This window comes from Rhizobium sp. BK491, from assembly GCF_014194925.1.
Taxonomy (GTDB): Bacteria; Pseudomonadota; Alphaproteobacteria; order Rhizobiales; family Rhizobiaceae; genus Rhizobium.
Genome location: NZ_JACIAR010000003.1, coordinates 581,670 through 596,975, shown reverse-complemented (window position 1 = coordinate 596,975; position 15,306 = coordinate 581,670). Strand labels below are relative to the sequence as shown.

The window sequence follows — 15,306 nt, the reverse complement described above, 5'->3', positions numbered from 1 at the left end:
GCGCCGTACCCCAGGACGACCGGAGAAACATATGTCCATCACCAACGAAGCATCAACCACGCTTACGACAGCCCGCTACCGGCCATCGCAACGGCTCCTGCATTGGCTAATGGCTGTCGTCATCATTTCCGCGCTCCTCATCGGTCTCTATTGTTCTTATCTCACACCCGGCACGCCTCTGCGCCGCGCCCTCCTCGATGTACATAAATCGCTCGGCATGACGGCACTTATCCTCATCGCCGTCAGGCTGCCGCTGAGACTTTCGTTTGGCGAACCCACCCATCGGCTTCCGCTAGACGTCTTCAACCATTATGCAGCGCGCGGCGCGCATATCCTGCTGTACGCCCTGATGGTCTTGATGCCGCTTGCCGGCTACACCACCTCCGCCGCTGGGGGGCATGATCTGCCCTGGTTTGGTCTCTTCCAATGGCCCAACCTGCTGTCGCCTGACAGGGGCTTGGAAAGAATCGCTGCGCAGATCCACGAATACGGTGCTTACTGCCTCTATGTTCTTGTCAGCCTGCATATACTGGCAGCCCTCTGGCACCATTTCATTCGGAGAGATGAGGTGTTGCAGAGAATGCTTGGACTTTGACGTATCGATAGTGTCGATATCCATTGCTCGACCACGGTGGGCGGCGGCAGCCGTTTTGGATGGGAGATTTGGCAACAGCATTCTCAAATCTGTCATATCGTGTCACTAGAAGCACGTGCTGGAAATCAGCCGCCACAGGGCTGCGATTCCCGCCCTCGTCACGTCGCGAAACAGGCCGCCCATGCACCACAATTCTCCCATTCTCATCGAGGGCGCCACCGTTGTCTTCGGCGACCGCCTGCAACCAGCATCGATACGGATCGAAGAGGGACGTATCACTGATATCGACGGTGCGCGCGACGGAGCCGCCGTTATCGACGGGCGCGGTCATCTTCTCGGGCCAGCTTTCGTGGATGTCCACGGCGACGCTTTCGAGCGACAGCTCATGCCGCGTCCGGGCACGATGTTGCCTGTTGCGCCGGCGCTGCTCGAAACGGATCGACAGCTTGCTGCCAATGGCATCGCCACAGCCTTCCACGCACTGACCTTGAGTTGGGAGCCGGGGCTGCGCTCCGTCGACAACGGCCGCGCGGTGGTTTCCTCGCTCGATACGCTGGCTTCCAGGTTGATGGTCGACAACCGGGTCCAATTGCGCTGGGAAACATTTTGTTTTGAGGCGATCGATCTTATTCGCGATGCGTTGTCAGGTCCTCGGCAACCCTCCATTGCCTTCAACGATCACACATCGATGCTGCTGCTTGATCCCTCGATATCGCTGCAGGAACGGCCGTTCGATCTCGACCCGAATTTCCCAGCTCTGGATCCGGGCTCACCGGTTTTCGCGGACAAGATGGCCGAACGGGCGAAGAGGGCAAAGCTGCCTGTCTCAGACATGATCGCCATGGCACGCACCATGTGGGAGCGCCGGCCGCAAGTGCTGGCGGCTATCAACGAAGTCTCAGCGCTTGGCGAGGCTGCCGGCGCTCCGATGCTTTCGCATGACGACAGCCAGATTGAGACGCGTGATTTCTATCGCGCACGCGGTGCACGTATCTGCGAATTCCCCATGAACCGCCGCGTGGCGCGCGCCGCCCGTGATGCGGGTGATTTTATTGTCTTCGGCGCGCCGAATGCAACGCGCGGCGGCAGTCATCTCGCCTCGATCGGGGCCGCCGACATGATCCGCGAGGGCCTCTGCGATATCCTCGCCTCGGATTATTATTATCCCGCCATGCTGCTGGGACTCGCGCGCCTGAAGGCAGATGGCGTGGGATCGCTGCAAGATCTGTGGCCGCTGGTCTCCGGCAATCCCGCACGGGCATCGGGCCTTGACGATCGCGGTACGATCAAGGTCGGCAGTCGAGCCGACCTCATCCTGGTCGAATGGCCCGAGGGCGATGTACCCGTCGTCCGGCGCACCTGGGTCGCCGGCCGCGAGGCCTATCGAGCCATTGCCGCTGGGCACTAGCGGCACATCAAAGCACGGCGTCACAGGCCGTATTTTGTGGCCCGGGATGGCCCCATTCATTGAAGAAGGGAGGCTAAACCGACACTGATCATGCAAGTCAGCAATCCCGCGCAGATGAAGAAAAGCACCAGAGGCGTGTATCTGGACATGCGGCCTCCTTTCGACATGACTCCAGGGATCGTCGTACAATGAAATTCGCCCTTTCTGGGCACGACACGAAGCACCGCGCTGCGCGCTCGCTAGGACCCAGCAAAGCTTGTCACATAAGTCTACGCAGACATGGGCCGCTGGTTCCGAAAAATATCGAGGCGTTCGCGCAAATGGATCCCGGCCGAAAGCTTGCCCGCGGCCGAAGACCTCGAATTATCTGAGCCGCTATTGCTTATGGAGGCGCTACGCACCGTTAAGGCAGCGCCAAACGCGGCTCTCTCCCATAAAAAGAGACCGCTATATCCATCAAAACATCGGCAGCGGTTGCTCCCACCGATTGCAGAAAATCGCGATCTATTTCGATCCAAGATCAATCAGCAGCGGCTGGATTGCGCAAAGTTTGAGTTGACCGTTTCCAATGGTGAGGCGACACTTCCAATCTGGAGCGAGGCAGGAGGAATAATGATGGACGAGCCAGATCGCTGGCGCCAAATGGCAAGCGCGCCGAAAGACGGCAGCAGAATTCTCGTTACCATCCGGCCGTCCGAGCAAGGGCCGGCAGAAGTCGACCTTGCCTATTGGTCGAGTGGGGATCGCTTCGGGTCGGAAGGCTGGCGCGCTTCCGATTCTGCGCCAGGGTGCATCATTGAATATGCCGAGCCGGAATTGAAGTGCTGGATGCCGCTTCCCTCGGCCAATCTCAATCGGACCTCGATGCCCTCGCCCTGGGAGGGCGACGACGCTGAGCAGCTCGACGGAGCAGGAATTTAACAGCTCCAGCCGGCAATCGCAGCGTTCGACAATAAATAGCGGTATCTCTATAGATGCGGGGCGCCATCGGATGCCCAATTCAGCTCGCGCCATAGTCCTCCGGGCGATTCTGCCGATCGGCTTGTCGGGATTTGCAGGTGCTTCCAAACCTGCCGCAATATCTTCATTATCGACGGTATCTAGCACCTGATTGTGAGACTTTCAGCCGTTTTGCCACAATTACGCCCGCCGTTTCCGGAATTGTCGGCGCAAGCTGCCCACCCTCGGAGGGGCACAATTTCGGGAAATATGGTTGTAACATGAAGACTATGAGACTGGTTCTTTTGCCCGCTGTGGCAGTGCTGATGGCAAGCGTCGCCGCGCATGCACAGGAATGGAGATACTTGCCAGATTATGGCGACGACTACGCCGCTCCACGATATTTCCGAGAAGCACCACCGCGCTATCGGGACGATCGGCGCCTTGATGATGGCTATTACTATCGCGGCGACGCCTATGACTATTATGATGACGAGGACGGCGACTTCCCGCCTCCTCCCCGGCGGCTACCACGGCAGGCTTCGATCGATCCGCGCGAGACTTCCCCGCAGTTCAACCCCGGCGTCAAGGATGACCAGCGTGCGGCCATGGCGCGATCGCCGATCCCGCGCACGGTGGTCCCCTTCTCCGGCTATGAGCCGGGCACGATCGTGATCTCCACGAAGGAAAAACGCCTTTATCTGGTTCAGAATGACGGAACCGCACTCAAATACGGCATCGGCGTCGGCAAGCAAGGGTTTTCCTGGAAGGGCACGGAAACGGTCAGCCGCAAGGCGGAATGGCCCGATTGGACACCCCCCAAGGAAATGATCGCCCGTCGCCCGGAACTACCCGATCACATGGAGGGCGGTCTCAATAATCCCCTTGGGGCAAGGGCGCTCTATCTCGGTTCCACCCTCTATCGCATCCATGGCACCAATGAGCCCAACTCGATCGGCAAGGCTGTATCTTCCGGCTGCATCCGCATGGCAAATCCGGATGTAATGGATCTTTATAGCCGGGTCAGCGTAGGAGCGAAGGTCGTGGTGCTCTGACTGCGACCTCAACGATCGCCGATCTCTTCTTCATCTCAATCCAAGGGAAACTGCGTAAACGACGGTATGGGAGAGTGCGGCGCCGAAGCGAGTTTCTCCGGCGCCGATCAGATTTGGTTCACGAAATGGCCGTCATTGGCATCGATGCGTCAGCTGGAGGAAAGTTCATCCACCTCCCGCCATCTGCGCAGCAAAGCGAACAACTCTTCGCGATCCTTCTCATCAAGACGTGGCACGCCCGGAACACGGACAGGACCGACATCGAGGCCGGAATAGGTCACGGCCTCCTTGACGACGGTAACGTTTGTTCCGTTGCGGAACTTCGTGCGCATGCGTTCGAAGGGCTCAAGCTTGTTGACGATGGCGCGCGCAGCGGCGAAATCGCCTTTCTCCAAGGCAGCGTGAACGGCAAGCGACAGCTTCGGCGCAACATTGACGAGGCCTGAGGTGAAGCCTCTTGCGCCCGCCGCCGCAAATGTCGGAGCCCAGCTTTCGGCCAGACCGCAGACGAAGAGCGCGCCTTTTGGGTCGGAACTCGCGATCGCCCGCGAAAGCAGCATCAGATCCGTCGTCGCAAACTTGATGCCGACAATGTTGCCGTGACCGGCCAGGCGAACCATGTCTTCGACGCTGAAGCCCTCGGCACGGACATAGGCAACGAGCGGCAGGGGCGAGGCCTCCGCCAGATCGCGGAAATAGTCGATCTGCGAGCCGGGTGCGGCGAAAGGATCCACCGGCTGGTGCGACATGACGGCTGAAGCACCGATCGAGGCAGCATCCTTCGCCATCTGGATTGCCTCGCGCAATGAACGGCCAATCGCCGCCGTCACCGGCGCCTTGCCGTCGACGCCGGATATCGCCGCTTCATGGACGCGGCGGATTTCTTGCGGAGTGAGCGCATAGAACTCGCCCGTATTGCCCGCTGCGACGATGTTATGAATCCCGGCAGCCGCTACCCGCTGATAGACTTGAGCGGTGATGCGCGGTTCCACCTCGCCACTTCCTTCATAGGCCGTGACCGGAACACCGGAGACGCCGGTCAGCACCTGCCGCATGGTTTCAATGCTCATCTTCCTACCCTGACCCTTTATCATCCATCGAGACGCAAACGAGGAGACGTAAAGAAGCCATCACCTCGCCTTTGCCTCATCCAATTCCCTATACGCCCTGGAACATGCGGGCGCGTGCATTCAAGATATGGCGCTTCATGGCATCGTGAGCCTCGGTCTCCTGCCGCGCGAAAATCGCCTGCACGATGACGGCATGCTCATCCTGAACACTGCGGATCTGTTCTGGCGTCCGCTTGAGGCTGAGGCTGCGGGTCACGGAATGACCGATGGCGAAATGCGGCCGGAACAATTCGCGAGCAGAGACATGGAATTGATTGCCGGTGGCGACCGCAATGGCATCGTGCAGTTCCTGATCTTCTTCAGCGCCAAGTCGGCCCTCGCGAAGACACTGTTCGATTTTTTGAAGCGCTAGTGTGATCCGCTCCTTGTCATCAGCCTGCCAGTTGCGCGCAGCAAGCTCGGCGGCCTCCGCCTCAAGCCCGGCGCGAAATTCGAAAAAGCGCTGGACATCGGCAAGCGATCCTACAGGCACCATTTTCAGGACCGAGGAATCCGGCCTTTGCCTGACATAGGAACCTGACCCCTTGCTCGAAACGACCAAACCATCTGCACGCAGCCGCTCCAGAGCGTCGCGCACAACAGGCCGTGACGCGCCGAACATTTCCGCGAGCTTGGCTTCCGCCGGCAACCGCTCGTTCACAGGAAAGGTTCCATCCGCAATCATCGCGACGATCCTCTCATAGATGATGTCGCCGAAGCGCGTCACGCCCACACCGGAATCGTTGGCGACAGAGAGTTTCATCATCATCCTTCGTGAATGGCGGCGCAGGCACAGCGCACCTGCGCGTTCAGAACTACAAAATCTGTAAAAATCTGTCAACTATTGTAATTACCTGAGAATGTAATATGGTCTCGACGCTGCGCCGGATGGGTGCATGGTGACGGGACGGGAGCCTGTCGCATCGGCCGAGGCAGAGCCAGGTCGAGATTAAAACGGGAGGGATTCGATGCGCGATGAAATATTGTCCCGCGGCGTGAGCAGGCGCGCCGTCCTCGGCGGCATGGCGGGAATGGCGGCCCTGTCTCTGGCAGGCCGCGTCGTTGGAAGCTCGAATTTACCCAGGTGCTCCAGAAGCTCGCCGAGCGTTGGGACGTCAATGCCGACGCCTCCCGGGAGCGGCCATCAGACCGCCCCTCTCATCCGAAGAATGTTCTGCTCAGATGAGCGCAATCATTTGACTCGGGCTGCACCTGAGTTGCCGAAATCTTCCGGGCGTGGCGTGCGCGGCACCATGCGCCCTACCACTAGAACCAAAAGTGCCGCTGCCAGCAGGCAGGCCGCTAGGAAGAACATCGGCGCGATCGTGCTTCCCGTGGAATCCTTGATCCAGGGGACGACGTTCTGGGCGATAAAGCCGCCGAGATTGCCAACGGAGTTGATCGCGGCAAGACCCGCTGCCGCACCCGCTCCCTGCAAGAAGCGCGACGGTAGGCTCCAGAACACCGGCTGGCCCGCAAAAATGCCGGCTGCCGCAATGGAGAGGAAAACAAATTGCAGCGTATGGTCCGGGATAACGGCTGACAGAACCAGGCTCACGGCACCGACCAGCGCGGGAATGACGATATAGGGCGCCTTGGTCTCCGCCTTGTCTGCTGCCGCGGGCACGGCATAAAGAGCGATTGCGACAAGAAGCCATGGAATGATGTTCAGGAAGCCGTTCGTCGTATTGCTGACGCCGAAATTCTTGACGATGGTCGGCAGCCAGTAGCTGAGCCCGTAAGCGGCAAGCGGGAAACCGATATAGCAAAGCGCCATCAGCAGTACGCGCGGATTGATCAGCGCCTTGAAGCCATCGGCTGCGTTCTGCTCCATGCCCGAATTTTCCACCGCGAGCCGGTCCTTCAGCCATTTCTTTTCCGTATCGTCAAGGAACGGCGCCCTGGACGGCAGGTCCGGCAGATAAAACAAGGTGATGAAGCCGGCAAGGATGGCGGGAACACCCGTCACCAGGAAGACCCATTGCCAGCCGGCAATACCATAGAGCCCGTTCAAATCCAGCAGCACGCCGCCGAGCGGCGCACCGATCGCGTTGGCAAAGGCGCTGAAGATCATGAAAAGCCCGACCATCCTGCCGCGATAGGCCGAAGGATACCAGAGGGTCAGCAGATAAAGTACACCAGGAAAGAAGCCGGCTTCGCAGGCGCCGAGCAGGAAACGGAGAATGTAGAACATGGTCGCATTCTGCGTATAAGCCAGAGCGACCGTGACTGCGCCCCAGGATATCAGAATGCGCGCGAACCATCTGCTCGCTCCGAATCTGTCGAGAAGCAGGTTGCTCGGCACTTCGAAAATGAAATAACCGATGAAGAACAGCGACGCGCCGAGACCATAGGCATATTCGCTCATGCCGAGATCGCCGACCATCTGCAGCTTTGCGTAACTGACGTTCTGGCGATCGATATAGGCGATCAGATAAAGGATGCCCAGGAAGGGCATAATCCTCCAAGTGATCTTGGATATAAGCTGCTTTTCATCAATCACGCCGCGTCCTCCCTGGGAGATGGTTCTGATCGATGTAGATAGCGCAACTCAGCGTTTATCAATGCGCTGAGACATAAAGCTCGTTCGACTTCGCGACGGATGACGAACGAACTGGCACTTTCAAAGCGAAAATGCCAATCAGCGTGTAGGCTGTAGGCTGCGCTTCAGGCGACGCGTTCGAATTTCGTGCGAATATGCTCGATATAGTGCTGGCCGGGCGACGGCGCCTTTACCATGGCAATCGCTGCCTTTTGCGGAACGCCGGTGAATTGACGTTCCTCACCATTTTTAAAGCGAATATAAAGCCGTCCGTCATCCGGACGGAAATAGACTGATTTGATGATTTTTGACGAAACCGGAAGCTCTTGCATGGGTCACCTTACCTCTGCCGGCTTTGTCGCATGAAAAGCGAAATATTGGGTGAAGCGACCTAGTTAATCAAAGATAGAGTTGTATTGCTCGATTTTATCGATTGGGCTCAACATCTTACTGGCCCGGCGGCAAGGCGCTCTCGGCATAAAGAGCTGCGAACTCGGCGCTTGGCGGTATCGGCTTGATGATGTCGATCAGGACGCCATTCGGATCGGACGTTATGAAATGTCGCTGACCGAAATCTTCGTCGCGGATCGCTAGCAAAATAGGCAATCCAGCTTCCCGCACGTGGTCGTAGACCATATCGACGTCTTCCACTTCGAAATTGAGCAACAGCCCGGCTACCCGGCCACGCCCTTGCGACGGGATTGTCTCATGCCGGCCATCCAGAATGGCGAGATTGATACCGTTGTCTTCGGCCGATTGCAGATGGACATACCAATCGCTCGCGAAGTTTTCCCGAAATCCAAAATGCGCGATGTAGAAAGCGGCCGTCTCCTCCACCTGCTCGGTCATGATGACAGGATAATAGCTTGTCACCTTCATGCTTCACATCTCCCATAAAAAGACATACAATCTGCCTGTATTTTTCAAATAACATACAGGCTGCATGCATGCAAGATCCGCGCTCCAATCGTGAAAGAACCGAGAAGACCAAGGCTGCCCTCATCGCCGCGGCACGAGCCCTGTTCGTGGAGAAAGGCTATGCCGAAACATCGACGCCGGAGATCGTCGCAGCAGCCGGCATCACCCGCGGCGCGCTTTATCATCACTATGAAGACAAGCGCGCGCTCTTTCGCGCCGTCGTCAGACAGGAGGCGCTGGCAGTCACCCGCGCCATAGAGCAAGCGACGCCGGCGCAGCTTCCTGCTCGCGACGCGTTAATTGCCGGCAGCAACGCCTATCTCGATGCCATGCGGGTTAATGGTCGCACTCGACTTCTGCTGATCGAAGGACCGACGGTGCTGGGCTTTACGGAGATGAAAAAACTGGACGAGGAGACGACAACCCTCACTCTCAGACAGGGATTGCAAGCAGCTCTCCGTCACGGCCGCAAATCTGGCATTCCGGTCGACGCGCTTGCCGACATTCTATCGGCCGCCTTCGATCGGGCCGCCCTTGCGATCGATGCCGGCGGCGATGCTGACCGCTACCGTCAGGCGATCGGCCATATGATCGAACGGATCGCAGAGTGAAGTGCTTACTCGCCAAGCCCATCAGATCGTTGCGCCTGAAGCGATGAAATAGCGACCGTGCCGACTGCCTGAAGCCGCTGGCAACGAGCGGATATCGGCCACCCAGCATATTATTTGAGCACGCGGATCGCTTGACACATTTTTAGCCTCCCCATATGATTTTTACCAATTGATCAAAAAGCTGGGGAACTAAAAAATGACCAATGAAATCATACTGTCACGCCGTGCCATCATTGCATCAGGCATCGCGCTCGGCGTCAGCGCACTTGCGCCGGCTGCCCGCGCGGCCGCGCCGCTCAAGGTGGCCGGGATTCACGCTTCGCCGGTCGAAAACGCCTGGAATTCCTGTCTTCACAAGGCGCTCCAGGATGCCGCCAAGGAAGGCGTTATCGAATACGTCTTTTCCGAGGGCGTTTCGGGCACGGACTATCCGCGTGCCATGCGCGAATATGCCGAACAGGGCAACAAGCTGATTATCGGCGAGGCCTATGCTGTGGAGAAGGAAGCACGTCAGGTCGCTGCGGACTACCCGGATACGGCTTTCGTTCTCGGCTCGAGCGGCGACGCCGCCGGCAGCAATTTCGGCGTCTTCGGCACCTGGAACTATGACGGTGCCTATCTCGCCGGCATGCTGGCGGGCAAGATGACCAAGTCGAATGTCGTCGGCTCGGTCGGCGCCATCCCGATCCCGGAAGTCAACATGTTGATCAATGCCTTTGCCGCTGGCGTCAAAGCGGTCAATCCCGACTGCAAGCATCTGGTCTCTTTCATCGGCACCTTCTTCGACCCGCCGAAAGCACGCGAAGCCGGTCTCGCGCAGATCGACGCAGGCGCCGACATTCTCTTCGGTGAACGCATCGGCACCGCGGATGCCGCCAAGGAGCGGCATATCAAATCGGTGGGATCGCTGATCGATTACACGCCACGCTACCCGGACACCGTCTTTGCCAATGCGATGTGGTACTTCCGTCCCATTCTCAATGCTGCGATCGCCGACGTTGCCGCCGGCAAACCGGTCGGCCGCAACTACACGGCCTATGGTCTCATGAAGGAAGGCGGCAGTGACATCGTCTATGTGAAGGGCATCGCACCAGCAGAGGCCGAAGCTGCAATGGAGAAGGTCCGCGCCGACATCAAGGCCGGCACCTTCGAAGTGCCGAAGGTAGCGGATCAGCCGAAGTAACTGCGTGGCGCGATCATGCGCAGCCCATCATACGCCGATGCCACGGAGCTAGCTGGCGCCATCAAATCCGGCGCGCTTACCTGCGTGGATGCCATGCAGGCTGCGCTTGATGCCTGCGCCAAGCAAGATGAGCTTGGCGCCATCACCTATGTCAATTCTGAAACAGGGCTTGCGGCAGCGCTCGCCCTGGATCAGGAGGCCTCGGTGCATCCCGAGCGCTTTGCGCGGCGCGCCTTTGCCGGCGTGCCGACGGTCGCCAAGGATCTCGGCGGCCCATTTCCGGGGCTGCCGGTGACCGCTGGCTCTCGCTTGTTCACCCGCGCGGGCAAAGGCGCTGACAGCGATTTGGCAGGCCGTTTTCGCGATGCCGGCCTTTGCGCCTTCGGCTTGAGCACCAGCCCGGAATTCGGCTTCTCACTCGCATCCGAACCGGCAATCGGCCCGATCTGCCGAAATCCGCTGGATCGGAGCAGAACCGCTGGCGGCTCGTCGGGTGGTGCCGCGGCCGCAGTCGCCACCGGTATCGTGGCGATCGCGCATGCGACGGACGCGGGCGGCTCGATCCGCGTGCCGGCCGCCTGCTGCGGTCTTGTCGGGCTAAAGCCAACGCGCGGAGCGGTGCCCGCCGGTCCCTCCTTCGGCAATCATCTCGGCGGCATCGCCAGCGAACTCGCTGTCACCCGCTCCGTGCGCGACACCGCAGCGATCTTCGATGTTGTCCGGGGAAGGACAAGGGGGCCGTACGCGGACATCGCTCAACACACGGCCAAGACGGGCAAACTTCGCGTCGGCCTCCTTACCGATACCGGGCGGCACTACGCTATCGAGTCGGATCGGGCCCAAGCGGTGGAAGCAGCGGCCAGGCTCCTGGAAAACCAAGGAAACGCGCTGATATCCATCCGTTGGGATGAGATGGAAAGTGCCATCCAGGCCAGCGCGCGTGCCTTTGGCGATATCATCTCCGTCAATATCGCCGGCCTGGTTGACGATCTCAAACTGGACGTGCGCCTCGTGGAGACGATGACGCAAGCCTTCATCATGCGCGGACGCGCCATGCCGGCAACAGTCCTTTGGCGCTCGCTTAATGGCGCCGTCAGGGCAAGCCGCACTCTGTGGGAAATCTTCGACAAGGTCGATGTCATCGTCATGCCCATGCTTGCCGCCGCACCACCGCCGATTGGTTCTTTCCCCACGGATCACTCGGACATCGATTTGCATCTCGAGCGCATGACATCCTTCGCCCCGCTTGCCTCGCTCGCCAACATATCCGGCTTCCCGGCAATCACGCTCCCCTTCGGCAAAGACGCCCAGGGATTGCCGCTGCCAATTCAGATGATGGCGCCCATGAGCGAGGATAAGCTGTTGCTGCAGCTTGCATCTGCGCTCGAGGCCGAGCAACGGTGGCAACACCGCTTCCCGATTGCAGGCTTCGCGACATGACCACAGCCGTTCTCACCATCGAAGGTGTCAGCAAGCGTTTCGGCAGCACCCTCGCCAATGACAATATCTCGCTGTCCTTGGCAAAGGGCGAGATCGTTGCTCTGCTCGGAGAAAACGGCGCCGGCAAGACGACGTTGATGAGCATCCTGTTCGGCCATTATGTGCCCGATACCGGCCGCATCCTGATCGACAATGTGGAACTGCCAAAGGGCAAGCCGCGCGCCGCAATTCGGGCTGGCGTCGGTATGGTGCATCAGCATTTCTCACTCGCACCAAACCTGACTGTGCTCGAAAACATCATGACGGGGACTGAGAGGTTGTGGTCGCTCACATCTCAAATGACGGCGGCCCGCAACAAGCTTCTGGCGATCTCAGAACGTTTCGGTCTGAAGGTCGACCCCGATGCTCGCCTCGGCGATCTCTCGGTCGGCGAGCAGCAACGGGTGGAAATCCTGAAAGCGCTCTACAACGATGCGCGCATCCTGATCCTCGACGAGCCGACCGCCGTTCTCACCCAGATCGAGGCAGAAAAGCTCTTCTCGACGCTGAAACAGATGGCCGCGCAAGGCCTATCCTTGATCTTCATCTCCCACAAGCTCGATGAAGTCATGGCCACGGCCGACCGTATCGTCGTCCTGCGCGGCGGCAAGGTTGCGGCCAAAAGGCAGGCATCTCAGACCAGCAAGGCCGAGCTTGCCGAACTTATGGTCGGACATCGCGTCACGCGCCCAACTCGCGAGAAAAGCGTCCCCGGCGCTATTGCGCTCGAAGCCCGCGACATCACGCTCAAAAGCGGCGGCGTCGAGCGCTTGAAGAAGATCAGCTTTCATGTCCACGCCGGTGAAGTTCTGGGCATTATCGGCGTGTCGGGTAACGGCCAGGCGAGCCTGGGGCAGATCCTGTCCGGCACCGCAAACCGTTCCTCCGGTGAGCTTCTTCTATTCAATAAGCCCGTCGGCGATCTTGATGTGGCTGCGGTCATCGAGGCCGGCATCGGTCGCATTCCGGAAGACCGAAATCGTGATGGCGCAATCGGCGAAATGGCGATCTGGGAGAATGCCGTACTCGAGCGCCTGTCTTCCTATTCGAAGCATGGTCTGGTCGACCGCGGTGCCGGCGTGGCCTTCGCGCAGGAGATCATCGAGGCATTCGATGTGCGCGGCGGCAGTGCGGCAAGCCGCACCCGGCTGCTGTCTGGCGGCAACATGCAGAAGCTGATCCTTGGCCGCAATCTCCATGAACGACCACGAATCCTGATCGCCGCCCAGCCAGCGCGCGGGTTGGACGAAGGGGCCGTTGCCGCCGTCCACGGACGCATTCTGGAAGCGCGCCGGCAAGGCACCGCCGTTCTTTTGATCTCGGAGGATTTGGACGAAGTGATCGCCTTGGCCGATCGCATCCAGGCCATCGTCGGCGGTCGCCTGTCGGCACCGATCGATGCCGGTGAGGCCGATGCACGCCTGCTGGGATTGATGATGGCCGGAGAATGGAAAGACAAGAGCGGGACCGAACATGCGATTTGAACGGCGCGAGCACCGCCCACTCTACATGATGACCCTGGCTCCCCTGCTTGCAATCATCGCAGCGCTCGCACTCGCCGGCATCCTGATTGCGATTGCCGGCGCGCCGGTCTTCGAGGCCTATCGGCGGATCCTGCTCGGTGCCTTCGGCTCCAGGCTTTCGGCAACGGAGACGCTGACCCGCGCGACGCCGTTGATCCTGACGGGATTGGCCGCCGCAGTCGCCTTTCGTGCCCGCCTCTGGAACATCGGCGCCGAGGGACAATTCTATTTCGGCGCCATTGCCGTTGCGACCTTCGGGTCGAAAATGCTTGCCGGGCTGCCCGGCCCGATCCTCATTCCGCTGTTGATGATCATCGGCGCGCTCGCCGGGATGATATTGATCCTCGTGCCGCTATGGCTGCGGCTACGCTTCTCCGTCGACGAGGTCGTGACGAGCCTCATCCTGAATTTCATCGCGGTTCTCTTCGTCTCCATGCTGATCGACGGCGTGCTGAAGGACCCGACGGCATTCGGCTGGCCGCAATCCCAGGCGCTTGCCGATCACGCCATGCTGCCGAAACTGATTGCACGATCACGCCTCCACATCGGCTTTGCAATTGCGATTGTCATCGCCGCGATCGTCTATTTCGTCCAGTCGCGCACAGTCTTCGGCATGCAGTCGCGGGCAGCCGGTCTCAATCCGTCAGGCGCCGTCTTCGCCGGCGTTCGCCTCGGCTCGACCCTCGTCAAGGTCGCCTGTCTCTCCGGCGGGCTTGCCGGCCTTGCCGGCGCGATCGAAGTGATGGGCGTCAAAGGTTACGTCACGACAGATCTTTCACCCGGCTTCGGCTATGCCGGCATCGTCGTCGCCATGCTGGCAAACCTCAACCCACTTGGCGTCGTGCTTGCGGCGATCTTCACCGCAACCATGTTCGTCGGCGCCGACGGCATGAGCCGCAGCCTCGGCATCCCCACTTACATCGCCGACGTCACGGTCGCCCTGTCGCTGCTGACGATGCTGATCGCCTTGTTCTTCACCCAGTACAGGATCCGCCGATGAGCACGCTTGTCGATATCATTGCTTCGGCCGGGCTCTGGGCTGCCGTGTTGCGGATTGCGACACCCTTGATCTTCGGCACGCTCGGTGCGCTGCTTTGCGAGCGGGCCGGTGTCCTCAATCTCGGTATCGAGGGCATCATGACCTTCGGCGCGATGATCGGCTGGCTCTCCGTCTATCACGGCGCCGATCTGTGGACCGGACTTCTGATCGCGGCGATCGCCGGCGGCATTTTCGGGCTTCTGCATTCGGCCCTGACGGTGACGCTCGGCCTGTCGCAGCATGTTTCAGGTCTCGGTGTGACGTTGTTTGCATCCAGTTTCAGTTACTACGTCTTCCGGCTGATCGTCCCTGTCGCCGGGACGCCGCCGACCATTACGCCGTTCCAGCCGATCGCCATTCCCGGGCTTTCCACCCTGCCTTTCATCGGCCCTGCTCTCTTCACGCAGACCGCCCCGACTTATTTCGCAATCCTGGTCGCGCTGGTCATGGCATACCTCATCTTTCGCACACCGGCGGGGCTTGCGATCCGCATGACGGGTGAGAACCCGCATGCGGCCGAGGCTCAAGGCCTCAACCCGATGAAGATCCGCTATGGCGCGATCATTGCCGGCAGCGCCTTGATGGGCATGGGCGGCGCTTTCTTGACGCTTTCCGCCTTCAACAGCTTCTTTCCAACCATGGTGCAAGGCCGCGGCTGGATCTGCATCGCGCTTGTCGTCTTTTCGTCCTGGCGGCCGGGCCGGGCGCTGTTCGGCGCCCTGCTCTTCGCCTTCTTCGATGCATTCCAGCTGCGTCTGCAGACGGCGGTGCAGGGTGTGCCCTATCAGATCTTCCTGATGACGCCCTATATCCTGTCCATCGTCGCCCTTGCGGTCATGAGCAGGCGTGCCCGCGTGCCACAGGCGCTGATGCAACCCTATCGCCGTGGCGAAAGATAATCCAAG

At 59.8% G+C, this 15,306-nt stretch carries 15 protein-coding genes; 10 read left to right on the top strand and 5 right to left on the bottom strand.

The window, feature by feature from the left end:
- Window positions 1–31: 31 nt before the first annotated feature.
- From FHX05_RS17165 to FHX05_RS17150, 4 genes are all read left to right on the top strand, one after another.
- Window positions 32–595, top strand: coding sequence for a cytochrome b (locus tag FHX05_RS17165; protein WP_183873208.1), 564 nt, complete (start codon window positions 32–34; stop codon window positions 593–595).
- A gap of 181 nt (window positions 596–776) precedes the next feature.
- Window positions 777–2,003, top strand: a complete 1,227-nt coding sequence (locus FHX05_RS17160) for an alpha-D-ribose 1-methylphosphonate 5-triphosphate diphosphatase (protein ID WP_112415123.1) — start codon at window positions 777–779, stop codon at window positions 2,001–2,003.
- 615 nt (window positions 2,004–2,618) lie between these two features.
- The gene (locus FHX05_RS17155) at window positions 2,619–2,924 is read left to right on the top strand and encodes a hypothetical protein (RefSeq protein ID WP_112337400.1); all 306 of its coding nucleotides are present in this window, start codon (window positions 2,619–2,621) and stop codon (window positions 2,922–2,924) included.
- A gap of 299 nt (window positions 2,925–3,223) precedes the next feature.
- Window positions 3,224–3,997 carry a L,D-transpeptidase gene (locus FHX05_RS17150; protein WP_183873206.1) on the top strand — a complete coding sequence of 258 codons (774 nt, stop codon included), beginning with the start codon at window positions 3,224–3,226 and terminating at the stop codon, window positions 3,995–3,997.
- A gap of 149 nt (window positions 3,998–4,146) precedes the next feature.
- Here FHX05_RS17150 and FHX05_RS17145 read toward each other — a convergent pair whose 3' ends face one another.
- From FHX05_RS17145 to FHX05_RS17125, 5 genes are all read right to left on the bottom strand, one after another.
- Window positions 4,147–5,067 carry a dihydrodipicolinate synthase family protein gene (locus FHX05_RS17145; protein WP_183873205.1) on the bottom strand — a complete coding sequence of 307 codons (921 nt, stop codon included), beginning with the start codon at window positions 5,065–5,067 and terminating at the stop codon, window positions 4,147–4,149.
- Between the two features lie 88 nt (window positions 5,068–5,155).
- On the bottom strand, window positions 5,156–5,869 hold the full coding sequence (locus FHX05_RS17140; RefSeq protein WP_183873588.1) for a FadR/GntR family transcriptional regulator: 714 nt from the start codon (window positions 5,867–5,869) through the stop codon (window positions 5,156–5,158).
- Between the two features lie 429 nt (window positions 5,870–6,298).
- Window positions 6,299–7,609 carry an MFS transporter gene (locus FHX05_RS17135; RefSeq protein WP_183873203.1) on the bottom strand — a complete coding sequence of 437 codons (1,311 nt, stop codon included), beginning with the start codon at window positions 7,607–7,609 and terminating at the stop codon, window positions 6,299–6,301.
- 164 nt (window positions 7,610–7,773) lie between these two features.
- Window positions 7,774–7,980 carry a KTSC domain-containing protein gene (locus FHX05_RS17130; protein WP_015342748.1) on the bottom strand — a complete coding sequence of 69 codons (207 nt, stop codon included), beginning with the start codon at window positions 7,978–7,980 and terminating at the stop codon, window positions 7,774–7,776.
- Window positions 7,981–8,095: 115 nt separating this feature from the next.
- The gene (locus tag FHX05_RS17125) at window positions 8,096–8,527 is read right to left on the bottom strand and encodes a VOC family protein (protein WP_183873201.1); all 432 of its coding nucleotides are present in this window, start codon (window positions 8,525–8,527) and stop codon (window positions 8,096–8,098) included.
- Window positions 8,528–8,595: 68 nt separating this feature from the next.
- Between FHX05_RS17125 and FHX05_RS17120 the strand changes: the two genes are divergently transcribed.
- The 6 genes from FHX05_RS17120 (at window position 8,596) to FHX05_RS17095 (ending at window position 15,300) form a co-directional block, all read left to right on the top strand.
- Window positions 8,596–9,177: a TetR/AcrR family transcriptional regulator gene (locus FHX05_RS17120; RefSeq protein WP_183873199.1), complete on the top strand. Its 582-nt coding sequence runs from the start codon at window positions 8,596–8,598 to the stop codon at window positions 9,175–9,177.
- Between the two features lie 196 nt (window positions 9,178–9,373).
- The gene (locus FHX05_RS17115; protein WP_183873197.1) at window positions 9,374–10,360 is read left to right on the top strand and encodes a BMP family protein; all 987 of its coding nucleotides are present in this window, start codon (window positions 9,374–9,376) and stop codon (window positions 10,358–10,360) included.
- A gap of 15 nt (window positions 10,361–10,375) precedes the next feature.
- Window positions 10,376–11,800 carry an amidase gene (locus tag FHX05_RS17110; RefSeq protein ID WP_183873195.1) on the top strand — a complete coding sequence of 475 codons (1,425 nt, stop codon included), beginning with the start codon at window positions 10,376–10,378 and terminating at the stop codon, window positions 11,798–11,800.
- Window positions 11,797–13,323: an ABC transporter ATP-binding protein gene (locus FHX05_RS17105; protein ID WP_183873193.1), complete on the top strand. Its 1,527-nt coding sequence runs from the start codon at window positions 11,797–11,799 to the stop codon at window positions 13,321–13,323. The genes FHX05_RS17110 and FHX05_RS17105 overlap by 4 nt, the downstream gene beginning before the upstream one ends.
- Window positions 13,313–14,362, top strand: a complete 1,050-nt coding sequence (locus tag FHX05_RS17100) for an ABC transporter permease (protein ID WP_183873191.1) — start codon at window positions 13,313–13,315, stop codon at window positions 14,360–14,362. The genes FHX05_RS17105 and FHX05_RS17100 overlap by 11 nt, the downstream gene beginning before the upstream one ends.
- Complete coding sequence (locus FHX05_RS17095) at window positions 14,359–15,300, top strand: ABC transporter permease (RefSeq protein WP_112401296.1); 942 nt, start codon at window positions 14,359–14,361, stop codon at window positions 15,298–15,300. Before FHX05_RS17100 ends, FHX05_RS17095 begins: the two co-directional genes overlap by 4 nt.
- The last annotated feature ends 6 nt before the right edge of the window (window positions 15,301–15,306 follow it).